Annotated in this window: 24 protein-coding genes and 13 pseudogenes; 16 read left to right on the plus strand and 21 right to left on the minus strand. The window is 66.7% G+C overall.

What is annotated here, in order from left to right:
* Positions 1 to 47: 47 nt before the first annotated feature.
* A pseudogene (locus tag K0H76_RS14340) lies at positions 48 to 880 on the plus strand (cytochrome).
* Positions 835 to 1,173 carry a TM2 domain-containing protein gene (locus K0H76_RS14345; RefSeq protein ID WP_258933405.1) on the plus strand — a complete coding sequence of 113 codons (339 nt, stop codon included), beginning with the start codon at positions 835 to 837 and terminating at the stop codon, positions 1,171 to 1,173. Before K0H76_RS14340 ends, K0H76_RS14345 begins: the two are co-directional and overlap by 46 nt.
* 84 nt (positions 1,174 to 1,257) lie before the next feature.
* On the opposite strand, the pseudogene K0H76_RS14350 reads toward K0H76_RS14345, so the two are convergent.
* Positions 1,258 to 1,883 (minus strand): annotated as a pseudogene (locus tag K0H76_RS14350) (response regulator transcription factor).
* A gap of 49 nt (positions 1,884 to 1,932) precedes the next feature.
* Here K0H76_RS14350 and K0H76_RS14355 point away from each other — a divergent pair.
* The 3 genes and pseudogenes from K0H76_RS14355 to K0H76_RS14365 all read left to right on the plus strand — a co-directional run.
* Positions 1,933 to 2,142 carry a hypothetical protein gene (locus K0H76_RS14355; protein ID WP_258933406.1) on the plus strand — a complete coding sequence of 70 codons (210 nt, stop codon included), beginning with the start codon at positions 1,933 to 1,935 and terminating at the stop codon, positions 2,140 to 2,142.
* Positions 2,143 to 2,361: 219 nt separating this feature from the next.
* Positions 2,362 to 2,958 carry a histidine kinase dimerization/phosphoacceptor domain-containing protein gene (locus K0H76_RS14360; RefSeq protein ID WP_258933407.1) on the plus strand — a complete coding sequence of 199 codons (597 nt, stop codon included), beginning with the start codon at positions 2,362 to 2,364 and terminating at the stop codon, positions 2,956 to 2,958.
* 439 nt (positions 2,959 to 3,397) lie between these two features.
* Positions 3,398 to 4,443, plus strand: a pseudogene (locus tag K0H76_RS14365) (acyl-CoA desaturase); the annotation flags it as partial.
* A gap of 25 nt (positions 4,444 to 4,468) precedes the next feature.
* Here K0H76_RS14365 and K0H76_RS14370 read toward each other — a convergent pair.
* Both K0H76_RS14370 and K0H76_RS14375 read right to left on the minus strand, forming a co-directional pair.
* Positions 4,469 to 4,810, minus strand: coding sequence for a hypothetical protein (locus tag K0H76_RS14370; protein ID WP_258933408.1), 342 nt, complete (start codon positions 4,808 to 4,810; stop codon positions 4,469 to 4,471).
* A gap of 107 nt (positions 4,811 to 4,917) precedes the next feature.
* Entirely contained in the window at positions 4,918 to 5,271 is a 354-nt protein-coding gene (locus tag K0H76_RS14375; protein WP_258933409.1) for a methyltransferase domain-containing protein, read from the minus strand.
* A gap of 142 nt (positions 5,272 to 5,413) precedes the next feature.
* Here K0H76_RS14375 and K0H76_RS14380 point away from each other — a divergent pair, with 142 nt between their 5' ends.
* Positions 5,414 to 5,899, plus strand: coding sequence for a hypothetical protein (locus K0H76_RS14380; protein WP_258933410.1), 486 nt, complete (start codon positions 5,414 to 5,416; stop codon positions 5,897 to 5,899).
* Here the strand turns inward: K0H76_RS14380 and K0H76_RS14385 are convergent.
* The 3 genes and pseudogenes from K0H76_RS14385 to glpX form a co-directional block, all read right to left on the minus strand.
* Entirely contained in the window at positions 5,890 to 6,207 is a 318-nt protein-coding gene (locus tag K0H76_RS14385; RefSeq protein WP_258933411.1) for a DUF1275 family protein, read from the minus strand. The genes K0H76_RS14380 and K0H76_RS14385 overlap by 10 nt on opposite strands.
* 52 nt (positions 6,208 to 6,259) lie before the next feature.
* Complete coding sequence (locus K0H76_RS14390; RefSeq protein ID WP_258933412.1) at positions 6,260 to 6,580, minus strand: DUF1275 family protein; 321 nt, start codon at positions 6,578 to 6,580, stop codon at positions 6,260 to 6,262.
* Positions 6,581 to 6,616: 36 nt separating this feature from the next.
* Positions 6,617 to 7,660, minus strand: a pseudogene (gene glpX, locus K0H76_RS14395) (class II fructose-bisphosphatase).
* Between the two features lie 407 nt (positions 7,661 to 8,067).
* Between glpX and K0H76_RS14400 the strand changes: the two are divergent.
* The 3 genes and pseudogenes from K0H76_RS14400 (at position 8,068) to K0H76_RS14410 (ending at position 9,052) form a co-directional block, all read left to right on the plus strand.
* On the plus strand, positions 8,068 to 8,235 hold the full coding sequence (locus K0H76_RS14400) for a DUF4245 domain-containing protein (RefSeq protein ID WP_258933413.1): 168 nt from the start codon (positions 8,068 to 8,070) through the stop codon (positions 8,233 to 8,235).
* 28 nt (positions 8,236 to 8,263) lie between these two features.
* Positions 8,264 to 8,443: a DUF4245 domain-containing protein gene (locus tag K0H76_RS14405; protein WP_258933414.1), complete on the plus strand. Its 180-nt coding sequence runs from the start codon at positions 8,264 to 8,266 to the stop codon at positions 8,441 to 8,443.
* Positions 8,436 to 9,052: pseudogene (locus K0H76_RS14410) on the plus strand (carbonic anhydrase). The gene K0H76_RS14405 and the pseudogene K0H76_RS14410 overlap by 8 nt, the downstream one beginning before the upstream one ends.
* A 34-nt stretch (positions 9,053 to 9,086) precedes the next feature.
* Here K0H76_RS14410 and K0H76_RS14415 read toward each other — a convergent pair.
* Positions 9,087 to 9,550, minus strand: a pseudogene (locus K0H76_RS14415) (acyl-CoA thioesterase).
* Positions 9,551 to 9,606: 56 nt separating this feature from the next.
* Here K0H76_RS14415 and K0H76_RS14420 point away from each other — a divergent pair.
* The 3 genes from K0H76_RS14420 to K0H76_RS14430 all read left to right on the plus strand — a co-directional run bounded on the left by K0H76_RS14420 (position 9,607) and on the right by K0H76_RS14430 (position 10,617).
* The gene (locus K0H76_RS14420; protein WP_258933415.1) at positions 9,607 to 9,918 is read left to right on the plus strand and encodes a hypothetical protein; all 312 of its coding nucleotides are present in this window, start codon (positions 9,607 to 9,609) and stop codon (positions 9,916 to 9,918) included.
* 202 nt (positions 9,919 to 10,120) lie between these two features.
* The gene (locus K0H76_RS14425; protein ID WP_258933416.1) at positions 10,121 to 10,411 is read left to right on the plus strand and encodes a hypothetical protein; all 291 of its coding nucleotides are present in this window, start codon (positions 10,121 to 10,123) and stop codon (positions 10,409 to 10,411) included.
* On the plus strand, positions 10,366 to 10,617 hold the full coding sequence (locus K0H76_RS14430; RefSeq protein ID WP_258933417.1) for a hypothetical protein: 252 nt from the start codon (positions 10,366 to 10,368) through the stop codon (positions 10,615 to 10,617). Before K0H76_RS14425 ends, K0H76_RS14430 begins: the two co-directional genes overlap by 46 nt.
* On the opposite strand, the pseudogene K0H76_RS14435 reads toward K0H76_RS14430, so the two are convergent.
* Positions 10,618 to 12,026 (minus strand): annotated as a pseudogene (locus K0H76_RS14435) (class II fumarate hydratase).
* 173 nt (positions 12,027 to 12,199) lie between these two features.
* On the opposite strand from K0H76_RS14435, the gene K0H76_RS14440 reads away from it, so the two are divergent.
* A complete protein-coding gene (locus K0H76_RS14440) occupies positions 12,200 to 12,916 on the plus strand; it encodes a rhomboid family intramembrane serine protease (protein WP_258933418.1) in 717 nt (238 codons plus the stop codon).
* A 21-nt stretch (positions 12,917 to 12,937) separates the two neighbouring features.
* Here the strand turns inward: K0H76_RS14440 and K0H76_RS14445 are convergent.
* Both K0H76_RS14445 and uppS read right to left on the minus strand, forming a co-directional pair.
* Positions 12,938 to 14,213: pseudogene (locus tag K0H76_RS14445) on the minus strand (PhoH family protein).
* A gap of 327 nt (positions 14,214 to 14,540) precedes the next feature.
* Positions 14,541 to 15,266 (minus strand): annotated as a pseudogene (uppS, locus tag K0H76_RS14450) (polyprenyl diphosphate synthase).
* Between the two features lie 274 nt (positions 15,267 to 15,540).
* Here uppS and K0H76_RS14455 point away from each other — a divergent pair.
* Positions 15,541 to 16,175, plus strand: a pseudogene (locus K0H76_RS14455) (hemolysin III family protein).
* Here the strand turns inward: K0H76_RS14455 and K0H76_RS14460 are convergent.
* The 5 genes and pseudogenes from K0H76_RS14460 to mca form a co-directional block, all read right to left on the minus strand.
* Positions 16,150 to 17,478: a hypothetical protein gene (locus K0H76_RS14460; RefSeq protein ID WP_258933419.1), complete on the minus strand. Its 1,329-nt coding sequence runs from the start codon at positions 17,476 to 17,478 to the stop codon at positions 16,150 to 16,152. The pseudogene K0H76_RS14455 and the gene K0H76_RS14460 overlap by 26 nt on opposite strands.
* Positions 17,373 to 18,323, minus strand: a complete 951-nt coding sequence (locus tag K0H76_RS14465) for a thioredoxin domain-containing protein (RefSeq protein ID WP_258933420.1) — start codon at positions 18,321 to 18,323, stop codon at positions 17,373 to 17,375. Before K0H76_RS14465 ends, K0H76_RS14460 begins: the two co-directional genes overlap by 106 nt.
* Entirely contained in the window at positions 18,320 to 18,607 is a 288-nt protein-coding gene (locus K0H76_RS14470) for a hypothetical protein (protein ID WP_258933421.1), read from the minus strand. Before K0H76_RS14470 ends, K0H76_RS14465 begins: the two co-directional genes overlap by 4 nt.
* The gene (locus K0H76_RS14475) at positions 18,576 to 18,749 is read right to left on the minus strand and encodes a hypothetical protein (RefSeq protein WP_258933422.1); all 174 of its coding nucleotides are present in this window, start codon (positions 18,747 to 18,749) and stop codon (positions 18,576 to 18,578) included. The genes K0H76_RS14470 and K0H76_RS14475 overlap by 32 nt, the downstream gene beginning before the upstream one ends.
* A gap of 34 nt (positions 18,750 to 18,783) precedes the next feature.
* Positions 18,784 to 19,676: pseudogene (gene mca / locus K0H76_RS14480) on the minus strand (mycothiol conjugate amidase Mca).
* 121 nt (positions 19,677 to 19,797) lie between these two features.
* On the opposite strand from mca, the gene K0H76_RS14485 reads away from it, so the two are divergent.
* On the plus strand, positions 19,798 to 20,199 hold the full coding sequence (locus K0H76_RS14485; RefSeq protein ID WP_258933423.1) for a DUF4307 domain-containing protein: 402 nt from the start codon (positions 19,798 to 19,800) through the stop codon (positions 20,197 to 20,199).
* Positions 20,200 to 20,302: 103 nt separating this feature from the next.
* Positions 20,303 to 20,803 (plus strand): annotated as a pseudogene (gene greA / locus K0H76_RS14490) (transcription elongation factor GreA).
* Positions 20,804 to 20,881: 78 nt separating this feature from the next.
* Here greA and ilvA read toward each other — a convergent pair.
* The 6 genes and pseudogenes from ilvA to K0H76_RS14520 form a co-directional block, all read right to left on the minus strand.
* Positions 20,882 to 22,168 (minus strand): annotated as a pseudogene (gene ilvA / locus K0H76_RS14495) (threonine ammonia-lyase).
* Positions 22,165 to 22,812, minus strand: a complete 648-nt coding sequence (locus K0H76_RS14500; protein ID WP_258933424.1) for an AI-2E family transporter — start codon at positions 22,810 to 22,812, stop codon at positions 22,165 to 22,167. Before K0H76_RS14500 ends, ilvA begins: the two are co-directional and overlap by 4 nt.
* Before the next feature lie 122 nt (positions 22,813 to 22,934).
* Positions 22,935 to 23,345 carry an AI-2E family transporter gene (locus K0H76_RS14505; protein ID WP_258933425.1) on the minus strand — a complete coding sequence of 137 codons (411 nt, stop codon included), beginning with the start codon at positions 23,343 to 23,345 and terminating at the stop codon, positions 22,935 to 22,937.
* Positions 23,346 to 23,792: 447 nt separating this feature from the next.
* Positions 23,793 to 24,128: a Bax inhibitor-1/YccA family protein gene (locus K0H76_RS14510; protein WP_258933426.1), complete on the minus strand. Its 336-nt coding sequence runs from the start codon at positions 24,126 to 24,128 to the stop codon at positions 23,793 to 23,795.
* Positions 24,107 to 24,403 (minus strand): Bax inhibitor-1/YccA family protein, encoded by a 297-nt coding sequence (locus K0H76_RS14515; protein ID WP_258933427.1) that lies wholly within the window; start codon positions 24,401 to 24,403, stop codon positions 24,107 to 24,109. The genes K0H76_RS14510 and K0H76_RS14515 overlap by 22 nt, the downstream gene beginning before the upstream one ends.
* Positions 24,400 to 24,696, minus strand: coding sequence for a hypothetical protein (locus K0H76_RS14520; protein ID WP_258933428.1), 297 nt, complete (start codon positions 24,694 to 24,696; stop codon positions 24,400 to 24,402). Before K0H76_RS14520 ends, K0H76_RS14515 begins: the two co-directional genes overlap by 4 nt.
* Positions 24,697 to 24,808: the final 112 nt, after the last annotated feature.

Here is a 24,808-nt window from a genome sequence, read left to right on the forward strand (position 1 = left end):
TTGAACGGCTCCCAGCATGTCTGACCGACGTGGCAGACTCGTGGGCCATGACTGATCCTGCGTTGGCGCACAGCACAGAGTTCGGCCGCATGTACTCGCGGTCCCTCAACTCCCCGCCCGAAGTCCCTCGATCACCACGGTCATAGGCCAAGAGGCCAAGGACCTGACCGGGTGGGCTTACCACATGGCCGCAACGGCCCTGGCGCAGGACGCTCAGCTGGCCGCCTGCGTGGGGAGTCCCGGCGAGCTGCGTCGCCTGGCGCGCAATGCCTCTTCCGCCGCAGAGCGATTCCGTGACGACGCTGCCGCACGGGGGACCGCGTCCACAGCTACGCGGAGCACGTGGCTCTGGCGATGCTCGGTGAGCCCGGGGCCGACCTCGACGGTGCTCACCGTCTCCTTGAGGAGCACGGTGAGACGGCCTTCGCCGACCGGTTCGACGAATGGTGGGACATGTACGGAGTCAGGCCCGTTGCGGCTGAGGTCACCGTCTGGAATCACCAGGTCGGCTACGCGGGGACACTGGACCTGGTTGCAGAGATCGGCGGCCGCCTGTGCCTGATCGACTTCAAGACCAAGGGCCTGACGCGCGAGGGACGGGCCAAGCCGCTCAGCGACTCGGTGGTCATGCAGCTGGTGGCAGGTCTTCGCGCAGAGGAGGAGCTCGTCGATGCCGCAGCCGGCACCTGGAAGCCCTGGCCGCACCGCGAGCGGGAGACCGGCAGCGAGGCGCTGCTGCTCGCGGTGGCCATATCGGAGGCCGAGACGGTGGTCCACCAGGCTTCCTGACCATCTTGCCGCGCACTGGCGAAAGTTCTGGGCCCTCAGGCAGGCGTGGGAGCACTCCAGACAGGCGGCAGAAGCTGGGAGGCCGCTCTGACCCTTGGGCCCACCCCGTCGAGCTCCGCGAGCGAGCCTCCGGAGGCCACGGATGAGCCGCGCGCCTCGGCCTGCGTAGAATGCAGCCATGGCTTCTCGTGGTGTCGACGGTCCGCAGAAGGATCCGGGCTGGCCCTGGTTCTGACGATTCTGGGCTTCTTCTTCGTGGCAGGGCTCCAGTACTTCTACATCGGGAAGTACATCAAGGGGATCCTCTTCCTGCTGACGATCGGCTTCTTCTACGTCGGCACGATCATTTCCTCTTCACGATCACCTCCGCGACACGGCAGGTGAACCGCGACCGGGCATTGGGCCTCCGGTGATTCGGCAGACCTGAGGGTCCTGAGCGGTCGCTGCAGGCCCCGCTGCTTCGCCTCCCTAGTCTCCGGGCCTGACCAGGCCCGCCTCGTACGCGGCGACGACGGCCTGGGTGCGATCCTCAGATCCAGCTTCCTGAGAATTCTGGAGACGTGCGTCTTCACCGTCTGCTCGGCGAGGAACAGATCCTCGGCGATCTCCCTGTTGGAGCGGCCGCGCGCCACCAGGCGCAGCACATCGGACTCCTGTTCGGTGAGCACCTCGAGGGCGTGCTCACCGAACGGTGAGCTGACCGGCCTCGCTGCATAGTCGGCGATGAGGGTGCGCGTGATCTTCGGGGAGAGCAGCGATTCACCTTCGGCGACCACGCGAACCGCATGGATGAGCTCGTCGGGGGCAGCATCCTTGAGGAGGAACCCGCTCGCCCCAGCCCGCAGCGCGCCGAAGACGTATTCGTCAGCATCGAAAGTGGTGAGCATGAGGATTCTCGGCGCATCTCCAGGCATACTGAGGACCGCACGCGTCGCGTCGAGCCCATTGACCTGAGGCATCCGAATGTCCATCAGCACGACGTCAGGCCGAGTGCGCCGTACAACGTCGGTGATGCTTACGCCGTCCTCGGCCGTCCCCACCACATCTATATCCTCCTGAGCATCCAGCAGGGCTGCGAAGCCTGCGCGGATCATGGACTGATCGTCCACAATGAGGACACGTACAGCAGAGGAGGCAGAACCGGTGGCAGGCACAGCTACAAGCTACCCCACCCATCAGGGAGCTGATCAGCAGCAGCCCCGGGCCCTCACCGGCGCCCGGGTGATCCTGTCGGGCCGTCGTGTTCTGCACATGAGCCTCTACGCGTGGATCGGCGTCATCGCGGCGGCGACCGCTCTCCTCGCGGTCGGATGGCCGGTGGTCGCCGCGGTCTACTCCTCAACGCCGCCCTGACCATGGCCCTCGTGGCGGCCCACTGCACCGCAGTCGTGCTGACGCTGCGATGGCCCGCCGCAGGCCTCCCCTCTCGCTGGCCGCAGGAACGGGCCTGATGATCGCCACCGCCGGTGCGGGCGTCATCGTGTGGCCCTGGCCCGTGACCGCCATCGTCACGCAGTGCGCTGTGCTGGGCGTAGCAGCACTCTCCTGGCCTTGGATATGGTCTGCCGCCGGGTGGCTGGGAGGATCCTTCATGACGGCGACCGCCCTCATCTGGGCCTCACCGGAGCTGCCGACCGGCGCACTGAGCAGCGGAATCGTCTTCAGCGCCGTGACGGCCGGGACGGTCGCTGCCGCATCTCGCTGAGGCTGTGGATCCTCAGCGCCGGGCGCGTCGAAGCGGCCGAGGCCAGCAGCGCGCAGCAGGATCGGCGGCGGCAGGAGCTCGAAGAGCGCAACCGGATCGCCAGAGAGCTGCACGATGTCGTCGCCCACAGCATGTCCGTGATCAGTGTGCAGGCGAGCACGGCCCCATACCGGAACCCGCAGGTGGACGAGGTCTCACGCCAGGAGTTCGCCGACATCGCAGCATCGTCTCGCCAGGCGCTCAGTGAGATGCGCAGCCTGCTGAGCATTCTGCGCGATGAATCGGAGGCGCCGACCGCACCCGAGCCGGGCATCGAGGACATCGACGCCCTGATCGAGAGCACGCGGGCCTCGGGAGCGCCCATCGACTACTGGGGCCTGACCGAGCCGACGAGGCAGCGACGCTCGCGCGCGCGAGTCCGGCGACAGGTCTCGCCGCATACCGCATCGTCCAGGAGGCGCTGAGCAACGCCGTCCGCCACGCACCTGAGGCCGCCATCACCGTGCGGCTGAGCCCGTGCCAGGTGGGCGGACGGCCCGGGGTGCAGGTGGCGGTCGAGAACGAGCCTGCGCCTTCAGGCCTCCTGCCCTCCGCGCCCGGAGCTCGGCGCGGTCTGAACGGAATGCGTGAGCGCGCGACGGCGGTCGGCGGCAGCTCTGCGGCGGCCCCCACGCGCTCAGGGGCTTCCTGGTGTGCGCGGATCTGCCTCTCGAGCCCCGCCAGGATGCCCAGCCCCTACCGGGGTAGGGGGTCAGGTTGGCTCCGACGGGGACGCGCGGAGCTGCGGCAGGGACATAGCATAAGCGGTATGACGATCACTGATGAGACGCGCGCGGATGCGCCCCGGCACCAGGCCGCACCTCTCGCCGGTCGGAGCGGCGCACAGCCGCGGGCAGCCACTCCGCCCGCAGCCAGCAGACCAAGGACTTCTTCGAGCTCTCCAATAAGGTCAAAGAGGCAGGGCTGATGGACCGGCGCGCGCAGGCCTACATCGGGCGCGTCATCGCATTGGTCCTCGCCTTCGCCGGAGTAGGCGTCATGCTGGTCATGCTGGGCGAATCATGGTGGCAGCTGCTGACGGCAGTCGTCTTCGGCGTCCTCTTCACTCAGGTCGCGTTCCTGTCGCACGACGCAGCCCACCAGCAGGTCTTCTCCAACGGTCGCCGCAACGAATGGCTGTCGCGCATCATCGGCAACGGCATTGTGGGACTCTCCTACGCATGGTGGGCCAAGAAGCACGGCAAGCACCACGCCAACCCGAACACCGTCGGCAAGGACGGTGACATCGAACCGGGCTTCATCGCGTTCATCCCCGAAGATGCTGAGAAGCGCACCGGCTTTGCGGCCTGGTTCGCCCGGCGACAGGGCTGGATGCTCTTCCCGCTGCTGACCATGTTCGGCTGGGCGCTGCACGTGAGCGCCGTCGATGCTGTGATTCGCGCCACGAAGGTCAAGCATCGCGGGACCGAGGCGGCCCTCCTGGCAGTGCGCCTCATCGGCTTCCCACTCCTGGTGATCTGGGCTATGGGCCCACTGGTGGGACTGGCCTTCATCGCAGTGCAGGTCGCCGTGTTCGGCGTGTACATGGGAGCAAGCTTCGCCCCCAACCACAAGGGCATGCCGGTGATCCCCAAAGACTCAAAGGTTGACTTCCTGCAGCGACAGATCCTGACCGCACGGAACATTCGAGGTGGGCGCCTCATCGACTGGGGCATGGGCGGCCTGAACTTCCAGATCGAGCACCACATCTTCCCCGCATGCCCAGCCCCAACCTCCACAAGGTCAAGCCCATCGTGGAGGAGTTCTGCGCCGAGAAGCAGATCCCCTACGCCGAGACCGGACTCATCGAGTCATACGGAATCGTCATCCGCTACCTCAACGATGTGGGGCTCGGACAGGCCGACCCGATGGACTGCCCCATCATCGCCCAGTACCGCACCCGCGGCTGAGACTCGGAGGCTCAGGCGGGGATGCCTATGCGCCGCTCCGCCGGGCCGTGAAGAAGACCCGTCGGAACGGAAGCACCGTCCCGATCGCACTGCGCGGGTACGCCTGCCGCAGCGCCTCTTTGTACTCCGCGACGAACCGCTCACGAAGGCTGCCCTCCAGCTGATCCAGCACGGGCCTCGCCCCGGTGGACGATATCCATTCGAAGACCGGGTCCTCACCCTGAAGGACGTGGCAGTACGTGGTCTCCCACGCCTCGGCCTCCCAGCCGTGCTGGGCAAGGTCGAAGAGATACTCCTCAGGCGAAGCCGTGGGTCTGATCAGCTGCGACATGTCCACGGCTGCGCGGTAGGGCACAGCTGAGGCCATCTCATAGAGAAGCCGATGGCTCGGATTCGAGAAGTTCCCGGAACCTGGACTGCCAGGGTGCCCCCGGTGCAACCAGCTCCATCAGCTGCGGAAGCAGCTCGCGATGCTCAGGGACCCAGTGCAGGGCAGCGTTGGAGACCAGCACGTCGGTTAGGCTCGCCGTCGGGGAGGTGTGTCCGCCCGACGTCGCGAATATCCGCCTCCACGAATGACATCTGTGCATCGTCCGAGGCCTCGCGGGCCCGCGCGAGCATGTCCGGGCTGGAATCGATGCCGGTGATCAGCGCATCCGGCCACGCCGCCCTCAGGATGGGCAGCCCGTTGCCCGGACCGCACCCAAGGTCCACCACCCGGGACGCACCGGGCACCCGCGCTCGGGAGATGAGGTCGATGAGCGGCTGGGTACGTTCTGAGGCGTACGCGAGGTATGCGGAGGGCTGCCATGCGGACTGCTTCACCATGCGGCGCACATTACTACGTGAGCCCTCCAGCCGAGGGTCGACCGTCTCTGGCGTCGGCGGCCGACCGGCTCTAGGCTCGGCTCATGGTGAAGCCTCAGAGCACGTCTGGGATCGAGCAGGCCAGCGGCATCGCTTGGACAGAATGGGTCGCGCTCCTCGACGAGGCCGGGGCCGCACAGCTCCCCACGCTGAGATTGCGAAGATCACATTCGAGCGCATGCCGGAGCATATGGCCTCGCGCGGCTGGTGGGCTCAGGGCGCCGCGATCGCGTACGAGCATGAGAGGGGTCTGCGCGTTCCGGGGCAGTCCCACACCGGGGACTTCAGCGCCTCGGCCTCGAAGACCGTCCACGGGGATAAGGACGCCGCCCTCGCACGGCTCCTCGAGGTGGTGGCAGGCATGCAGGAGTTCGGAGGGGTCCCGGCGGAGGAGCGGCCCACCGCATCGTCAACCGACACGTGGCGCTACTGGCGCGTGAAGCTGGCCGACGGCACCCGCGCCGACGTCACCATCAGCGAGAAGTCGCCCGGAAAGGCCGTCGTGGCGGTCCAGCACAGCAGGCTGCCGACCCAGGATGAGATTCCCCGATGGAAGTCGTTCTGGAAGGAGCTCCTCGCTCAGTTCTGAGGGCGGCGCAGACCCACAGCGGCCGCACAGGCCAGCAGTCCCAGAACAGCGATCCACACCGCCCACAGGTCCCACGCCAGGTAGCAGACCGCCCCGGCCGCAGAGCCTGCCGCGATGGACGACCAGAGCGCCGCGTAGCGCAGCCACACCGTGTTCGGGCGGCCCTGCAGCAGGGCCGCGAAATGCTGGGCGGCCTTGACCAGCGCGCCAGTCATGTATGTGAGCCCCACACTGACCTCACCCCCGCGGGTGAAGGTCGCATTCACCGCACCCATCGCGGCGGCGATCAGGGAGCCACCGCGAACCACCAGCCCTCCCCATGGCCCAGCCGAAACAGGCTGCCGCACACCGCAGCGAGCGTCAGCACCGCAGCGGCAAGCCACATGGCTCGCAGCTGAGGCTGGACCGCCGTGCCGTCACGCGCAGCCGCGCCTCCCCACGGTGCGACACCACGGACGCCAGCACCACGCCGAACACGAAGGCAAGGACGAGCCCCAGAGCACGCGCCCATCCCAGGAGATCGCCCGAGGCAAGATCCGCCGCAGCGCGAGTGGAGTTCCCCGACATGAAGGAGACGAAGTAGCCGCCCAGGTGGATGAACCCCACCCCGTCCACGAAGCCTGCCCCTGCTGTGATCCCGCAGGCGAGCCCCAGCTGCCCGCGCGTCAGCCGCTCAGCCACGCACTCGTCCTTCGCTCACCCGACACGCCGCCCGTCTCAGCGGGACGTGTAGGACTCCCACTTCCGGGCATGGTGCTCCGCCTCGACGGTGCGCACCGTGCCGGACTTGGAGCGCATCACCAAAGACTGGGTGAAGACCCTGTCGCCTTGGTAGCGCACGCCGCGGAGCAGGTCTCCGTCGGTGATGCCGGTTGCAGCGAAGTAGCAGTTGTCGCTGGTGACGAGCTCGTCGGTGGTCAGCACCTTGGTCACGTCGTGACCAGCGTCGGCCGCCTTCTGACGCTCCTCCTCGTTGGTGGGCGCCAGCCGACCCTGAATGACTCCGCCGGTGGCCTTGATGGCGCAGGCCGTCACGATGCCTTCGGGAGTCCCCGGTGCCCATCAGGACGTCCACGCCCGTTCCCTCACGCGCTGCGGCGATCGCGCTAAGCAACATCGCCGTCCATGATGAAGCGAGTCCGGGCCCCGGCGTCTCGGATCTCCTGGACGAGCCCGGCGTGGCGCGGACGGTCCAGCACGCAGACGTTGAGCTGGTCGATGCGCTTTCCCGTCGCCTTGGCGACAAGGTGCAGGTTCTGCTTCACCGGAAGGCGCAGGTCCACCAGGTCGGCGGCCTCCGGCCCGGTCACCAGCTTCTCCATGTAGAACACCGCTGAGGGATCGAACATGGAGCCCCGCTCAGCCACCGCGAGCACGGCGAGAGCGTTGTCGTATCCGAGCGCGGTCAGCCGCGTGCCGTCGATCGGGTCTACGGCAACATCGGCCTCAGCGCCCGTGCCGTTGCCGACCTGCTCACCGTTGAACAGCATCGGGGCTTCATCCTTCTCCCCTTCGCCGATGACGACGACTCCGTTGAGGTTCACCGTGTCCAGCAGGGAGCGCATCGCGTCGACCGCGGAGCCGTCAGCGGCAAGCTTGTCTCCGCGGCCCACCCATGCACCGCCGCACGATTGCGGCCGCTTCGGTCACTCGGACGAGCTCGAGCGCAAGGTTCCGGTCCGGCTCAGTGTCCCCGACGGCGAGCCGTGAGCTCAGATGCGAGTAGTGCTGGTCGGCGTTGGTCTCGTCGTAGCCGCTCATAGGAAGGCCTTTCCCGTCGTGGTTGGTGATCAACGTCGTTGTCGATGGGCCCAGCCTATCGGGCGCCCGCGCGCGCAGCTCAATGCGAGAATAGGGAGCGTGACAGATCGACCTGAGCAGAACCCGGAGAGCGGCCCGCACCATGAGGCTGAGCCAGACGCCCGTGCCGAGCACGAATCCGAGGAGGAGCTTCCCACTCCTCAGCTCACGGAGGCCCAGCACAAACGACTGACGACGCCGATGTTCGGAATGCTGATGACGATGCTGGTCCTGGTGCTCATCATGGGCGGCTTCTACTTCCTCAGCCCCGAGCCCGACTACACGTTCATCCCGGACGAGGACGTCGAGGGCGAGGCGGCTGCGCTGGACGACGCCGGAGTCACCGCCTACTCCCCCTCTCACCGGCGGTGCCGGATGACTGGACCGCCAACTACGCCCGCTGGGAATCGCGCGTGGACCACGGAGTGGACGTGTGGGAGGTGGGGTACACCACCACGGCCATGAACTTCGTCGGCTTCGCTCAGACCGAGGACCCGCAGCCGTCCTGGCTCGCCGAGGAGATCGACCACTCGTAACGCCGTAAACGAGCAGAGCGCGGCGGGAATGACGTTCGAGCTATACCATGACGGTGATCAGGAGCGCCGCTACTGGGTGCTCACCGAGGAGAACAACGACGTCGACGGCACCACCGTGGTGATCGGCGGCGACGCCGGGGACGACGAGTTCCTCACAGCAGTGGAGGCCGTGGTCGAATCCCTGAGAGAGGACCCTGAGAATGTCTGAGAGTCAGCCCACTCCCGCTGAGGCGTGGAAGAAGCTGCAGGACGGCAACGCCCGCTTCGTCGCGGGAGAGGTTGCCCACCCGAACCAGAACGCCGCTCGCCGCTCGTCCCTGACGGACTCGCAGCACCCTGTGGCTGCCATTCTGGGATGCTCGGACTCACGACTGGCAGCGGAGATCATCTTCGACGTCGGTCTGGGCGATGTCTTCGTCGTCCGCACAGCCGGACAGGTCCTCGACGACGCAGTGATGGGTTCGCTGGAGTTCAGCGTGGACGTGCTCAACGTGCCTCTGATCCTCGTCCTGGGCCACGACTCCTGCGGGGCCGTCGCAGCGACCATGAACTCCTCTGAGACCGGCGAGTTCCCGGGCGGATACGTGCGCGATCTCGTCGAGCGGATCACCCCCTCCATCGTGGCGGCTCAGCGAGTAGCGCGTCCACCGTGAACGAAGCCGTCGAAGAGCACGTGAAGCAGACCGTGCAGCGGATGATCTCCCGCTCCACGGTCCTCCACGACGCAGTCGAGTCCGGGAAGACGGCAGTTGCGGGCGTCACGTACCGCCTCGCCGAGGGACGAGCCGACCTGGTCACCCAGCTCGGCGAGCTCTGAGGATTCCGCGTCCGGCGCGCAACCCCTGACGCTGTCAGTCGTCGCTGTCGCCGTCGGACAGCCGCTGTCCGGGCATCCGATCCCGGTTGTAGGTGATATCCGTGAAGCCGTGCGGTGCAGGGACTCCCTCTGGGCCGATGTTGACGAAGACCAGCTTCTCGATGGTCAGGATCTTCTTTCGGGTGACCATGTTTCGCACCACGCATCGCATGGTCAGCGACGTACGGCCGAAGCTGGTGGCCAGCAGGCCCATCTCGATCAGATCGCCCTGCTGCGCGGAGGCCTCAAAGCTGATCTCGGACATGAACTTGGTGACGACCCGCTCGTTGCCCAGCTGCAGAATCGCGTAGATCGCGGCCTCCTCGTCGATCCAGCGCAGCAGGCTGCCCCGAACAGGGTCCCATTGGGATTGAGATCCTCAGGCTTGACCCACTTGCGCGTGTGAAAGTTGATTCCGCCTTCTGAGGGATAGCGCTGTGCGCCCTGCTGCTCGTCCATGGGCCTCAGTTTTGCACAGCACCCTCGTCCGCCGTGAGTGCGCATAGGCTGTGCCCGTGGTCGAACGGATCGAAGAGCTGCTGAGCTCAGGGAGCGGCACTGGCGCAGGGGTGGTGCTGCTGATCATCGGCGCCATCTGCCTGATCTGCGCGGTGCTGCTCAGCATCGTCGATGTCCGCGAGCATCGACTGCCCAACACCATCGTCTACCCCTGGGCCGCGGTCTCGGCAGGCCTGTTCATCGCAGTCGCTGCGCTCACCGGCGACGCGTACGGCCTTCTCCGCGGAATCGTGGCCGCATCCTGTGGTCCTTGGGATTTATGGCTGTGCGCCTCATCTTTGCCTCAGCCGTCGGCCTGGGCGACGTGAAGCTGGCCTTCATCCTCGGCCTCCACAGCGGATTCTTCGGCTGGAGCTCCGCGGTGCTCGCCGTGGCATCGACCCTGATGCTCGCTAAACTTGGCCGTTCTGACGCTTCTGGCTCTCCGCAGGGCCGAAGGCCGCTCGCGTCTGCCGCTGGGACCGTTCATGCTGACCGGCACTGCGGCGGCCCTCCTACTAGGGTGAGGCCGTGGCCACACCAGACTTCATCACAGCGCTCCGCGAGGACATCGGGCACAAAGAGCTGCTTCTGCCATCGGTCCGCGCCGCGGTCATCAGACGCCGCGACGCGGACGGCTCCGCCCTGGACGCGCCCGAGGTGCTGCTGGTTCGCAGGTCTGACAACGGGGCCTGGATGATCACCTCCGGCATCCTCGATCCCGGGAGGAGCCCGCCGCGGGTGCGGTGCGCGAAGTGCACGAGGAGACCGGGACGGTGGTGCGGCCAGTCCGGGTCGCCGGCGTGGCGGCGACCCGGCTGATCGAGTACCCCAACGGCGACAGATGCCGCTACGTGGATACGGTCTTCGAGATGGAGTGGGTGTCCGGGGAGCCGCACGTCAATGACGACGAGTCGACTGATGTCGGGTGGTTCCCGGTGGACGGGCTCCCAGAACCGCTGAGCCCCGGCCATCGAGAATCCTTGGAATGGGCTCTCGACGCCGGGGCTGCGGCTAAGTGGCGGTGATCAGCCGGGCTGGGTCATGCGCTTGACGTCCAGCGCCTCGTCCAGCTGCTCCTCGGTGAGGTCTCCTCGCTCGAGGTAGCCGAGCTCCACGACCGCCTCACGGACGGTGACCTTGCTCTTCACGGCGTGCTTCGCGATCTCGGCCGCGGCTTCGTAGCCGATGTGCTTGTTCAGAGGGGTGACGACCGAAGGCGATGCGCCCGCAAGGAACGCGGCTCGCTCCTCGTTGGCTGTCAGCCCCTTGATCATCTTGTCGGACATGACCCGTGAGGTGTTGGTCAGCAGTCGGATCGACTCCAGGACATTGGCCGCCATGACGGGGATGCCCACATTCAGCTCGAAGGCACCGTTGGTGGAGGAGAGCGCCACGGTGGTGTCGTTGCCGATCACCTGGGCGGAGACCTGGATAGCAGACTCGCAGATCACCGGGTTGACTTTGCCGGGCATGATGGAGGAGCCGGGCTGCAGATCAGGCAGCGCGATCTCCCCAGTCCTGTGTTGGGGCCCGAACCCATCCAACGCAGGTCATTGTTGATCTTCATGAAGCTGTAGGCGATGGTCCGCAGCTGCCCGGAGGCCTCCACCAGGCCGTCCCTGTTGGCCTGAGCCTCGAAGTGGTCTCTGGCCTCAGTGATCGGAAGGCCGGAGTCTTCGGCGAGGTTCCTGATGGCCTTCTCTGCGAAGCCCAGCGGCGTGTTGATCCCGGTGCCCACTGCGGTGCCGCCCAGCGGAACCTCGGCGACGCGCGGCAGGGAGGAGTCGATCCGCTCGATGCCGTACCGCACCTGGGCCGCATAGCCGGAGAACTCCTGGCCCAGCGTCACAGGGGTGGCGTCCATCAGGTGCGTCCGTCCGGACTTGACGATGTCCTTGAACTCCTCAGCCTTGGCCTCGAGGTGCTCGGCGAGGTACGCCAAGGCAGGCTTCAGGTCATTGACCAGCGCGGAGGTGACGGCAACATGCACCGACGTCGGGAACACGTCATTGGAGGACTGGGAGGCATTGACGTGATCGTTGGGGTGGACCCGCTTCTCCGACCCCTTGGCCTCCAGGTGCTGGTTGGCCAGTGAGGAGAGCACCTCATTGGTGTTCATGTTGGACGACGTTCCGGAGCCGGTCTGGAAGACATCCACGGGGAAGTGCTCGTCAAGGTCGCCCGACTCGACCTGCTCGGCGGCGACCACGATTGCTTCGGCAAGCTCCTCGTCGAGCACGCCCAGCTCCGCGTTCGCCTTGGCCGCGGCCTTCTTCACCCGGGCGAGCGCCTCAATGTGAGCTCGCTCGAGGGTCCTTCCGGAGATGGGGAAGTTCTCCACTGCACGCTGGGTCTGTGCCCGGTACAGCGCGTGGGTAAGCACCTTCACCTCGCCCATCGTGTCCTTCTCGACCCGGTACTCGGTCTCAGCCATATGTCGCTACTCCCGTCTGTGCGGTTCGGCGCAGACCGGGGTCCCGGTCCGCTCTCCGGGTCATCCTAGTCCGGCTGTGAGCCGGATGACACGTACGGATCAGGGTGGGTTTCAGGGTCACAGCCAGGGTGCCTGGGGCGACTGCCGCCAGACGCCTCGCCTATGGTGGAGGCATGAGCCTGCACCTGCAGCCCGGGGACGATCACCACGAGCCTCAGCGTTCGCTGGGCACGGAGCTGAAGCACTCGATGGTGCGCACCTTCCTTCCGGTGCTCCTGCCGCTGGCGGTGATGTGGCTGCTGTGGCTGGTCAACATGTGGACGGGCAACTGGCTGAATCTCACCCTGCGTCTGACGCCGCGCAGTCTCGAGGGGCTCAGCGGCATCCTCTTCATGCCTGTGCTCCACGGCAGCTTCGGCCACCTGCTCGGCAATACGTTCTCCTGGCTGGTGCTCGGCGGCATGGTCTCGCTGCTCACCCGCCGGTTCACCTTTGTCATGTCCGGCATCTGGCTCGTCTCAGGCATCGTCCTGTGGCTGATCGGAACCCCGTGGGTGCTGCGTCCGGACGGCTCCTCGTGGGGCGGGCATGTGGGCGCATCCGGCGTGATCTACGGGTTCATAAGCTTCCTCATCATCTATGGGCTCATCACGCGACGAGTGATGGCCATGGTCTTCGCGATCTTCGTCATCGTCTTCTACGGCCTCTCCATGCTGGTCGGCATGATGCCGGTGGCCGCCGGGATGCGCGTCTCCTGGACCGGGCATCTGGCCGGGGCCGTCGCCAACGTCGCGGTTGCCTGGATCTTCACAAGAGGGGTGCGGGAGGAGCGCCGCAGCCGCCCCTCCCGCACCCCGGCCGCATCGGATGAGGCTCCTCCGTGGTTCTGAGCCTCCGGGGCGGTCAGCGCGTCACTCCTCCAGCAGCTCTGTGACCAGGGCGGCGATGCGGCTGCGCTCCGATCGGGTGAGGGTGATGTGGCCGAACAGCGCGTTTCCCTTCAGCGTCTCGACGACGGCTGCGATGCCGTCATGGCGGCCGACCCGCAGATTGTCGCGCTGAGCAACGTCGTGCGTCAGAACGATCTTCGAGTTCTGCCCCATGCGGGACATCACGGTGAGCAGGACGTTCTTCTCCAAGGACTGGGCCTCATCGACGATGACCCACGCATCATGGAGGAGCGCCCGCGGATGTGGGTCAGCGGCAGCACCTCCAGCAGGCCGCGGGCCATAATCTCCTCGAGCACGTTCTCGGAGACCAGGGCGCTGAGCGTGTCATAGACGGCTTGGCCCCACGGGTTCATCTTCTCGGCCTCTGAGCCAGGGAGGTAGCCCAGCTCCTGTCCGCCCACCGCGTAGAGCGGACGGAAGACGACGATCTTCCGGTGCTCCCGGCGCTCCAGCACTGCCTCCAGTCCGGCGCACAGGGCGAGCGCAGACTTGCCGGTGCCCGCTCGGCCTCCCATGGAGACGATGCCGATCTCGCGGTCCATCAGCATGTCGATCGCCAGCCGCTGCTCGGCGGAGCGGCCGTGGAGGCCGAACACGTCGCGGTCCGCCCGGGCCACCTGCACGTACTTCTTCGATGCGGCATCCTGCTTCACCCGGCCCAGTGCGGACCCGCAGCCGGACTGGATGACCAATCCCGTGTTGGTGGGCAGATCATCAGCCTCCTCCAGCTCGACGCGCTCGCCGTCGTAGAGCTCGGCGACCTGGTCGTCGGCCGCAGTCACCTCTGCGAGGCCCGTCCACCCGGAGTCCGCCACCCACTCGCTGCGGTACTCATCGGCGTCGAGCCCCATGGCTGAGGCCTTCACCCGCATAGGAAGGTCCTTCGAGACCACTGTCACCGCCCGCCCTTCGTCGGCGAACGACTTCGCCACCGCAAGAATTCGGGCGTCGTTCTCCGGCCCCGGAAGTAACTAAGCAGAACCTCCTGGCTGATGTGGTTGAGCTCGACCAGCAGGTGACCGCCCTGGCTGTTCAGCGGCACCGGCTGGTTCAGGGCTCCATGGGCGGTGCGCAGCTCGTCCAGCAGGCGCAGGGCCGAGCGGGCGTAGTAGCCCAGCTCCGAATCGTGGCGCTTCTTCTCCAGCTCGGAGATCACGACGATCGGAATGATCACTTCGTGCTCGGCGAAGCGCAGGACTGCCTTCGGATCGGAGAGCAGAACTGAGGTGTCTAGCACGTAAGACTTCTGTGCGACCTCCTGCGATACGGCTGTTTCGAGTGCAGCGGCATCAGCGGGGCGGCGAGCGGGGTGGTGGCCACAGTGTCTCCAGACGGGTCTCAGATGCGCCGCAGGCGTCATAGTCTCGACGCATCCTCGGTCGGATGATGGTCGGCCGACCCATGGCCGCACTGACGGCCAGGGACCAGACCGGCCCCTTCTGCCATAGCGCATATGGTCTGGGCCTTCCGGTCAGGGTTCTGACACTTCTAATCTAAGCCTGCGCGCGGCCGTATGAGGGAGAACACACGAAACGGCAGGTGACGAACAGGTGAACAGCTGCTCTCAGCTGCCGAAGCGCCTCTGCCGCTTGGCGAAGTCCCTCAGGGCTCGGAGGAAGTCCACCCTGCGAAAATCGGGCCAGAGCGCCTCAGCGAAGTAGAACTCCGAATAGGCCGACTGCCACATGAGGAAGCCAGAGAGACGCTGCTCGCCGGAGGTGCGGATGATCAGATCAGGATCCGGCTGACCGCGGGTGTAGAGCCGTTCGCCGATCTGGTCGGGAGTGAGCCGGTCTGCGACCTGCCGCAGATCCTCACCCTCGTCGGCGGCCTTCAGGAGGAGGTCCTTCACCGCGTCGGTGATCTCCTGCCGTCCGCCGTAGCCCACGGCGACGTTCACATGGACGCAGGGCTCCTCATCCGCACCCCTTCAGGGCTGACGAGCGGGATGGAGCCGGTCGCGGTCGTGACGCACCACAGCTTCTGGGCCAGGGGCTCCGGAAGGAGCTCGGGCTGGCCCACCGGGTGCACACGGAGCGGGCGTCCGCCCGGCCGGGATTCGGCGAGCTGGTCCAGCAGGTCCCCGATGATGCGCATGAGCTGGTCCAGCTCCTCCCCGAGCGGCTCATGTTGTCGGTGGAGAGCATGTAGAGAGTGACGGTGGGGACGCCGAGCTCAGCACACCAATCGATGAACTCCACGATCTTCTGGGCTCCGGCCGCGTGGCCCTCGGCGGTCTCTGCGCCGCGAGCTTGGCCCATCTGCGGTTTCCATCCACCACGACCCCGATGTGCTGGGGCGCTTACTGGGAGGAGAGGTCGGCGAGGAGCCTTCGCTCGTACAGCGAGTAGGCCAAATGCTTCAGCCCCTGGCGGGGCCGGACTGCGGGCGCTTCACACCCGCCACCCTATGCCACTCCGTCGCCCGCACCCTTGTGACAGCTTGTTACCGACCAGTCACTCTCTCGATAGAATTCAGCCTATGGAAAGCACCGCCAAGGAGTCGCTGACCGCCGACGGACGAGCGTCCGCCCCTGCGGAGCAGCTCCTGAGCCCCAGCAGCCGCTGAAGCCCAAGCTCCGCGGCTGGCTGCACGCCTAAGCATGGTTCCCGCGGCCCTGGCGGCCGGAATGGCCGCGGTGGCCTGGGCGCCCACGCCCGGCCTCACCGTCGCTGCGGCGATCTACGCCATCACGGGACTGCTGCTGTTCACCGTCTCCGCCGTGTACCACCTGGGGCGGTGGAGCCCTCGGGCCAAAGTGATGCTCAAACGCGTGGACCACGCGAACATCATGCTGCTGATCGCAGGCACCTACACTCCCATGACTCCGGCGCTGCTGCCAGAGCCGCAGTCCACCATCCTGCTCACAGGCGTGTGGGTCGGGGCCATCGGCGGGGTCCTCTTCCGAGTCTTCTGGACCAGCGCTCCACGATGGCTCTCCACACTCGTCTACGTGGTGCTGGGCCTTTCGGCCATGTGGTTCATCGCCGATTTCTTCGCCGCAGATGCAGCAGCGGCAGTCCTCATCTGCGCAAGCGGCGCGGCCTACGTGACAGGTGCCGTCTTCTACGCCCTCAAGAGGCCGAACATCTCACCTCACTGGTTCGGCTTCCATGAGCTGTTCCACGCCTGCACCCTCATAGGCTTCGGCCTCCACTACGCAGCGATCATGATCAGCTTCTCTGCCGTCGTCGGCTGAGCGCACCGTGCACGATCAGCTCAGCGGCGCGAGAGCTGCGCGGAGGTCTCCCTGCGGGACGAGGCACATCGAGGTCTCCGGGCCGTTGAGGCACACCGCCACGCGAAGCTCCGCCCCCTCGGACACGGTCCCCGGGGCCGGGGGCTCCACCGGGATGCCGAGAAGCGCCCCAGTGCGACGCACCTGAGCGGCATCTTCCGGGGACCCGCCGAAGAGCCGCAGCGCCGGCGACTGCTGCACGGAGCGCCGGAGCGCCAGCAGACTTGAGCCCACCGCGATCGGTGCCCGGGAGCTGCCGGTGCCACGTGCTGGAGGAGCTCCCCGGAGCGCATCGGAAGATCGACGTCGACGGCGAATGCCTCGGCCTGCTGCACCGCCGCAGCCAGAGCTGCGATGGGGCTCGGCTCAGAGCTGTCGAACGGCGAGGCGTGCGCCGCGCCGGCCTGGGCGGCGTGCAGCAGCCCCTCCTCATCGAGCGTGTCCAGCACCTCAAGCCCCGCATCCGAGCGCTGCACAAAGTGCGTCGCCGTGAAGCGCAGGGCATGAGCAGCGCGCGCAGCCCACTCGGAGCCCGCGTAAGCGAGGCCAGGGCGAAGCATGCCGAGATCAGATGCGCATGATCGCTCAGCGTCCCGACGCCCGTTCCCCGCTTCCCGGCGTAGGAGGTGCGGCAGACCCGACCCTCCTCATCCGTGTGCGTCTCCCAGAGGCGTTCGGCGAGGCTCTCCGCAAAGTCCAGAAGCTCTGCATCCTCCCACAGAGCAGCTGCCTCGGCGACTGATTGCACGGCCTGCGCGTTCCAGGAGGCGACCACCTTCCTGTCCAGGGAGGGTTGGCTGCGGCTGGCCCTCCGACGGCGCAGCGCGGGCATCATGGCGTCCCACAGGGCGCGCTCCTCATCGTTCAGGGGTGCGTCGAAGTGGACGGTGCGGGGCGTCTCCGCAGTGATGCTCAGCGGGGCTCCCGACGCGACCGCATGCTCGTCGGCGGGCACACCGCGGTTGAGCTCGACGGCTCTCCGCGCCTCCTCGTCGCTGAGGCCTGACTCGCGCGCGGCCTCTGCCAGTTCGGCATCGCTGAAGATGTATGTGCCGCCCTCCGCATGCGTGCCGTCCGGCAGGACCGTGTCAGCGTCGAGGCTGGAGGCCAGGAGCCCGGAGTCATCCAGCAGGAGCCGTTCCCTGAGCCATTCGATCGTCATCCGCGCGATGCGCTCAGCGTCTGCCCGGGCGCCCGCGTCAGCAGCCGTGTGACGCGAGAGCCTGGCATAGTGGCCCAGCAGCTGAGCATTGTCGTAGAGCATCTTCTCGAAGTGCGGCAGGGCCCACGCGCGGTCTGTGGCATAGCGCGCGAACCCGCCCTCGACGTGGTCGAACAGGGCGGAGCGTCCCATGGCGGCCATCGTCCGCAGCGCCAGCTGCCCTGAGGATGCTCCGGATTCCATGCCGAGTCTTCGAGGAGCCACCCCAGAAGCGGCGAGGGCGGAAACTTCGGAGCGGCGCCGAACCCGCCGTGACCATCGTCCTCCTGCTCGGCCAGGACGTCCAAGGTCCTGGCGCGAAGGTCGGCGTACACCTCACCGCTCATGCTGAGGGATGACCCCTCGCGATCGGTCTGCACTGCTGTGGCCATCTGAGACTGCTGGCGACGCTGGCCCGCGAGCGCCTCGGCAATGTCTTCGGCTTGGCTCTCCACCTGGTCGCGGCGCTGCGTCCACGCCTCATGCACCGCGTCGCACACTTCGGAGAAGCTGGGCACCTGACCCCTGCGCTGCGGCGGGAAGTAGGTCCCCGCATGAAAGACTCTGCCCTGCGGGGTGGCGAAGACGCTCATCGGCCAGCCGCCCATTCCCGTCATCGCCTGCACCGCTGCCATGTAGGTGTCGTCGACGTCGGGACGCTCCTCCCGGTCCACCTTGATCGCCACGAAGCGCGCATTCAGCAGCTCCGCCGCTGCGTCGTCCTCGAATGACTCCCTCGCCATCACGTGGCACCAGTGACATGCCGCGTAGCCGATCGAGATGAAGACCGGCACGTCTCGTCGCTGCGCCTCGGCGAACGCCTCCGCGGACCACGGCCACCAGTCGACAGGATTGTCAGCGTGCTGGCGCAGGTAGGCGGACTGCGCAGAGGCGAGACGATTGCTCATCCCATCACCCTACGGACTGGGAGGCCTCGCGTCAGCGGGTGCTTCCGGCCCGCCCGGAGTCTCTTCTCGGCCCTCGTAGGCCTCGTTCGGCTCAGCGGGGCCGAATCGGGCCTCAGCGGCGGCGGCGCGGGCACGCTGCTGCGACTCCGAGATCTCGGCGGGGACGATCTCGTGGGGAAGTCAGCCTCGAGGCCCTCGTTCTCGGCCTCGACCTCCGAGGCGTACTTCATGCGGCGCATCCTCTTGACCAGATCACGGATGACCAGCACGGCGAGGCCGACCATGAGGGCGGTGAAGAGGAAGTAAGCGATGCCGGGGTGATGTCCTCCTCCTCCAGCCCTGGCCGCAGGTTCGGGGATTCGCCTCCCCGCCTCCGGGCCACCACTGGGTCAGCAGCGGCATCAGGTCCGCAGAGAAGAAGTCCATAGTGCCCCTATTCTACGCGCACCCTCGGCGTGGGTCAGGTCCTGGGTATTCCTTCGAAGAGGTCATACTCAGGTGCGCTTAGCGTCCACCTTGAGTCCACCAGCACGTAGTCGTCGTAGGGCCAGATCCTTCTCAGGAAGTCATTGGGCGTGGCGAAGAAGAAGCCGTGCGGCTCGACCTGCGTGCGATGGGCGCGCAGGGCCTCATCGCGCGCCTCCAGGTAGTCCCCGACCGGCACCTGCGTGGTGACCGTGTGCTGAGTGAGCCAGTCCGGACGCTCCGACTCATCCTCCCACCGGGCCAGCCGCTCCCCGTAGGGCGATTCGAAGCCCGCCTCGAGCAGCGCCTCGTGGATGGCCCTGAAGCGCCCAGGATTGAACGCACGGTCGTAGTAGAGCTTCTGCGGCTGCCACGGCTCACCGAGCCCCGGATACCGTGACGCGTCTCCGGCAGCCTCATAGGCCTCGATGCTGACGCGGTGCGTCATGATGTGGTCGGGATGCGGATAGCCGCCCGACTCGTCGTAGGTGGTGATCACGTGGGGCCGGAAGCGGCGGATCAGCCGAACCAGCGGCGCAGCGGACTGCTCCAGCGGCAGGGTTGCGAAGCTGCCGAATGGCAGCGGAGGCATCGGATCGCCCTCAGGCAGGCCCGAGTCTGTGAAGCCGAGCCACACCTGCTCGATGCCGAGGGCACGTGCGGCCTGCGCCATCTCCTCGCGGCGCACGCCGGGCAGGTCCCGGTGGCATCGGCGGATCTCGGCCGCGTCAGGGTTCAGCAGGTCCCCGCCTCTCCGCCTGTGGCGGTCGCCACGATCACCTCCGCGCCGGCGGCGGCATATGCCGCCATCATGGCCGCACCCTTGGAGGACTCATCGTCGGGGTGGGCGTGCACGGCAAGGAGCCTGAGGCCTCTCGAGTCAGGCACCTTCTGCGGGGCCTGCGGCAGACGCGCCTCCAGCTCGTCGGCCGCGGCCTCGACGGCGGACTCTTCGGGAGCGGATTCAGTACGACGGGTCAGCTGACTCATGGCGACTAGAATATAGGTGATGACGGTGACCTATGAGCAGCGCGGTTCTGAGCAGCACGAGCTTGACCAGCGATACGGCGCTCCGCGGCGCCGCCTCTCCGCCCGGACGAAGCGGTGGTCGATCATCGGTGCCCTCGCCGCCGCTGTCGGCGCCGCCGCATGGTTCACGATCGACCTGGCCTTCGGCGAGCTGGAGTACAACGATGTCGGATATCAGATCGTCTCCGACACCCGCGCCGTCGTGGACTACGAGGTGACCAAAGACTTCGACGCGACCGCCCAGTGCGCCCTGCAGGTGCTCGATGAGTCCTACGCGGTCGTCGGGCACCGCATCGTGACCATCGGCCCCCACGAGGGCAGGGAGCAGGCGAGCGCAGGCAGTACCTGCGCTCTGAGGTGCGCACCGAATACGGCGGGGTGACGGGCATCGCGGAGTCCTGCTGGCTGGTGGATCAGCCCTCATCAGAAGGCTGAGCCCTCCGTGGGAAGTGTCATCAATGAGCCGGGAGGCCTATGATGGCTCAATGACCACGAACAGCCCAGAGACCGCCGAGAACGCCAACTGGCTGAGCCAAGAGGCCTACGACCGCCTCTCAGGAGCTGGAGCATCTCCGAGGCCCCGGACGCCAGGAGGTCGTTGACCGCATCGCTGCGGCACGCGATGAGGGCGACCTCAAGGAGAACGGCGGCTACCACGCCGCCAAGGAGGAGCAGGGCAAAGCTGAGGCCCGCATCCGCTACCTCGAGCAGCTTCTGGAGAATGCCGTCGTCGGCGATGCGCCGGAGAGCGACGGCACGGTGAAGCCGGGCACCCTCGTGAAAGCCAATGTGGTAGGCCGCGAGCTGGAGTTCCTGTTCGGCAATCGTGAGATCGCCGGTGACTCGGACCTCACCGTGTACTCCCCACCTCCCCTATGGGAGAGGCCATCAACGGCACGCAGGCGGGTGACCAGGTCTCCTACACCGCGCCCAACGGACGCGAGCTCGAGGTCAAGATCATCTCGGCCGAGACCTACACCGGCTGACGGTAAGCACGAACTCACAAGGAGGCGACCTCCTTCGGCCTCTGGCCGGGGAGGTCGCCTCCTGTGTATGCAGGCCGTCTAGTTGAGCACCATGGGCTCGTAGCCTTCGGCCCGCAGCGTGTCCAGCACCTGCGAGGAGTGCTCGGTGCCTTTGGTCTCCATGGTGATCGTGATCGAGACATCTCCCATGGAGAGGTCGCTGCCGATGGGGCTGTGGTCCACACCGGTGACGTTGGCATCCGTCGAGGCGATGAGCCGTGAGATGGTGGCGAGCTCGCCGGGGCGGTCGCGCAGCATGATCTTCACCCGCAGGAATCGCTGAGCCGCGGCGAGCCCGTGCTGGATGACGCGCATCATCAGCATCGGGTCGATGTTGCCCCGGAGAGGACGGTCACGATGTTCTTCGCATCGACACCGAGCTCTTCGAGCTTGCCCTCCATCAGGGCCGCCACTCCTACCGCACCCGCAGGCTCCACCACCATCTTGGATCGCTCGAGGAGGAAGATCAGCGCCTGTGCGATGGCGTCCTCGGACACCGTGACCACGTCGTCGACGAGCTCCCGGATGATGTCGAAGGGGATCTCTCCCGGCTGGCCCACAGCGATGCCGTCTGCGATGGTGCGCTTCGCCGCCTTGATCTGCACCACGGAGTCGGCCGCGAGGACGGAGGGTAGGCGGCCGCGTTCTCCGCCTGCACCCCGATGATCCGTATCTCGCGCCCCTGCTCGGCAGCCTTGGCCTTCAGCGCCACTGCTGCGCCCGCGATGAGGCCGCCTCCCCGATGCTCATCAGGACGGTGTCCACCTCGGGCTGCTGCTCGAGGATCTCCAGGCCGATGGTGCCCTGGCCTGCCACCACGTCAGTGTGGTTGAAGGGTGGATGATGACGGCGCCCGTCTCATCGGCGCAGCGCTGGGCCTCAGCAAGGGCCTCGTCCACGTTGGAGCCGTGCAGCACCACTTCGGCGCCGTGATCCTTGGTCGCCGCAATCTTGGGCAGCGCGGCCCCGTGGGGCATGAAGATTCGGGCGCTGATTCCCAGCTTCTTGGCCGCCAGAGCCACGCCCTGGGCGTGGTTTCCGGCGGAGGCGGCCACGACGCCGCATGCCTTCTCCTCCGCGGAGAGGCGGCTCATCCTGATGTAGGCGCCGCGCACCTTGAACGAGCTTAACACGCTGCAGGTTCTCTGCCTTGAAGTGGACGGTGGCGCCCAGCATGCGCCCCATCGCCCGGGAGTGCTCCATCGGGGTGGGAACAATGACGCCCTCCAGCTCGCTCCGAGCAGCGACGACGTCATCCAGCGTCACGGACAGCTCCCGCTCTTCGGAACGGGGTGACGGGGCGGCGGCCTGCGAGATGATGCTCATGATTCTTTGTCCTCACGATGATCTTCGGCGGCGGGCTTGGGGGCGGGCACTGACGGGGAGCTCTCGTCGCGGCGCGGTCTCGAGCCGTCTCCTGCGGGGCGGCCCACCGGCACAGACCGGCCTGGGTCCTCGCTCGCGTAAGCGGAGCCCTGACGGCTGAAGACGGGCCGATCGGGGTGCAGGCCGGGCACCGTCTGCTTCACCCGGCGTTTGAGAGTCTCCATGCTGGCCTGCTCCTCGGCCTCGACTGCCTCTTTGTGGGCCTCCCGGGCGAAGGCTTCCTCGGTCTGCACGCGCCGCATCTCCAGCGCTTCGGGGTCTCCCCGCCACTCCTCCTTGTTCAGGTACTGGGTGGCTCGCTTGATGAAGGCGAGGATGGGAACGGCGATCAGCGCGCCGAGGATGTTCATCAGGGTGGTGCCAGCGGTCACCGCGAGCACCACTGCCAGGGGATGCAGCTTCACGGCCTTGCCCATGACGATGGGCTGCAGGACGTTGGACTCGATCTGCTGCACCAGGACGACCACGCCCAGCATGATCATCGCCGTGACGAAGCCCTGGTCCACCAGCGCGACGATGACGGCCACGGCGCCGGTGACCACTGCGCCGACGACCGGCACGAAGCCGCCGAAGAAGACCAGCACAGCGATGGGCAGGGCCAGGGAATGTCGAGAATGAGCGCACCGATGTAGATGCCGACTGCGTCGACGAAGGCGACGAACACCTGCACGCGCATGTAGGTGCCGACGGCCGTCCAGCCGCGCCACTAAGCTCCGTGGATCGCAGGGCGGTGCTTGCCGGGGACGAAGAGCGTCATGTAGTCCCAGAGCCTGCGGCCGTCCGAGAGGAAGAAGATCAGCGTGAACAGGATCAGGACCGCGCCCACGCCCACGTTGGCGGCTGCGGAGCCGAAGGCTCCTGCAGACGACATGATCGTCTCCTGGTTCTCCTGGATCCAGCCGATGACTTCGTCGACAGCCTGGTTGAAGTCATCGCCGGAGAACTGGAACCCGAAGCTCTGGGCGGTCTGCTCACCCCAGTCGATGAGCTCATAGATGCCCTCTTCGACCTGATCCGCCATCTCAGCGAAGCCGCTGACGAGCTGCTGGCCCACGAGCACGAGCACCCCGGTGATGAACGCCAGCATGGTGAGGATCGTGGTGATCGCCGCCAGCACCCTGGGAACTTCAGCTTCACGAACACGTCGTGCAGCGGTCGGATGAGCGTGGAGAGCAGACCTGCGATGAGCAGAGCGATCAGGATCAGCATGACGTGGCTGATCAGCCATATCGCCACGCCTACCGCGATAAGAATGATGATGACGCGCCACGACCACGACGCCGCGATGCGCACACCCCAGGGGATGTCCTCCTGGATTCGCTCCTCCTCCGCCAGACGAGGAGAGGAGTGCGGCTGCTGCGGCGGGTGGGTCCCAGGCTCAGTCGGAGCAGAGGCGCCGCCCGTTGGGGTCGTGGGCGTCTCTGCGCTGAGGTCTGACGAAGGCGGGCCGGGCACGGTCATAGGTACTATCCTGCCACGCTGCGGCTGAATGCCCGGTGAGCGTCCGCCACGTGAGAAGCGGCCCGCCGGATGATCCGACGGGCCGCTTCTGCATGAGGACGTATCAGTCCTGCATACCTCGCAGGATGGCGAGCAGCCGCAGGATCTCGATGTACAGCCACACCAGGGAGACCGTCAGGCCGAAGGCGGCGGTCCACCCGTACTTCTGGTGGACTCCGGCTCGGACGCCTTCATCGATGTTGGTGAAGTCCAGGACCAGGGAGTAGGTGGCCAGGGCGATGCCCAGCAGGCCGATCGCCACACCGAGCCAACCGGTCCGCAGGCCGAACATGGCGTCGGTGGCGCCGAAGAGCATCATGCCGAGGTTCACCATGGAGAAGATGAAGTAGCCCAGCACTGCCACCATGAAGATCTTGTTCAGCTTCGGGGTGGCGCGCACCTGCCGGACTTGAAGAGGATCAGGATCGCGGCGAAGACCGAGACCGTGGCGAGCACTGCCTGCAGCACGATGCCGGGGTACTGGGCCTCCAGAATCATGGAGAACGCCCCGACGACGAAGCCCTGCAGCAGGGAGTACGCCAGGATCAGGCCCGGATTGGGCTCTCGCTTCACAGCGTTGACGATGCCGAGCGCCAGTCCGCCGAAGATGCCGACGAGGAGCAGCGTCGAAAGGACCCCGAAGTTCGGAGCCTCCACGCTGCCGCCGAGCGTCACCGTGATGCGGCGCCGAGCAGGACGACCACGAAGCTGATCGCTGTCTTGCGGATGACGTCGTCGAACGTCATGGGGGCGCCCTCGGAGTAGGCTGCGTCCTGCATGCCGTAGGACCGTTCGAGGGACTCGGCCTGCCCCTTCGGCATTCCGTGCTGCTGGGCGTAGGTCTTATCCTGCCGGCGGTCCTCAGACACCGTGCCGGAGTCTGAATTCATGTAGAAGCGGCGGCGCTCGCGCTTCTGCTCGTTGAACTGGTCCGGAAATGCTCCGGTATTGAAGATCGGGTTGGACATAAGTTTCCGGTCTCCTTCTTCCTCAGGGTGCCGCCGGACCGGAAAGGGCCAGCGAACGCGACTGCGTCGGTGTGTTCTCACCCCATCCTAACGGCTGAGCGGCCCATATTAT

This window comes from Nesterenkonia pannonica, assembly GCF_019575955.1.
Taxonomy (GTDB): domain Bacteria; phylum Actinomycetota; class Actinomycetes; order Actinomycetales; family Micrococcaceae; genus Nesterenkonia; species Nesterenkonia pannonica.

Bases quoted from the DNA above. Each gene is read 5' to 3' on its own strand.
- K0H76_RS14370 (WP_258933408.1), bottom strand. From the start codon at position 4,810: ATGGCCTCAGCTGTGCCCTACCGCGCAGCCGTGGACATGTCGCAGCTG.
- K0H76_RS14375 (WP_258933409.1), bottom strand. From the start codon at position 5,271: ATGGTGAAGCAGTCCGCATGGCAGCCCTCCGCATACCTCGCGTACGCC.
- K0H76_RS14380 (WP_258933410.1), top strand. From the start codon at position 5,414: ATGGGTCGCGCTCCTCGACGAGGCCGGGGCCGCACAGCTCCCCACGCT.
- K0H76_RS14405 (WP_258933414.1), top strand. From the start codon at position 8,264: ATGACGTTCGAGCTATACCATGACGGTGATCAGGAGCGCCGCTACTGG.
- K0H76_RS14440 (WP_258933418.1), top strand. From the start codon at position 12,200: ATGAGCCTGCACCTGCAGCCCGGGGACGATCACCACGAGCCTCAGCGT.
- K0H76_RS14460 (WP_258933419.1), bottom strand. From the start codon at position 17,478: ATGCTCTACGACAATGCTCAGCTGCTGGGCCACTATGCCAGGCTCTCG.
- K0H76_RS14465 (WP_258933420.1), bottom strand. From the start codon at position 18,323: ATGAGCAATCGTCTCGCCTCTGCGCAGTCCGCCTACCTGCGCCAGCAC.
- K0H76_RS14470 (WP_258933421.1), bottom strand. From the start codon at position 18,607: ATGGTCGGCCTCGCCGTGCTGGTCATCCGTGATCTGGTCAAGAGGATG.
- K0H76_RS14475 (WP_258933422.1), bottom strand. From the start codon at position 18,749: ATGGACTTCTTCTCTGCGGACCTGATGCCGCTGCTGACCCAGTGGTGG.
- K0H76_RS14485 (WP_258933423.1), top strand. From the start codon at position 19,798: ATGACGGTGACCTATGAGCAGCGCGGTTCTGAGCAGCACGAGCTTGAC.
- K0H76_RS14520 (WP_258933428.1), bottom strand. From the start codon at position 24,696: ATGTCCAACCCGATCTTCAATACCGGAGCATTTCCGGACCAGTTCAAC.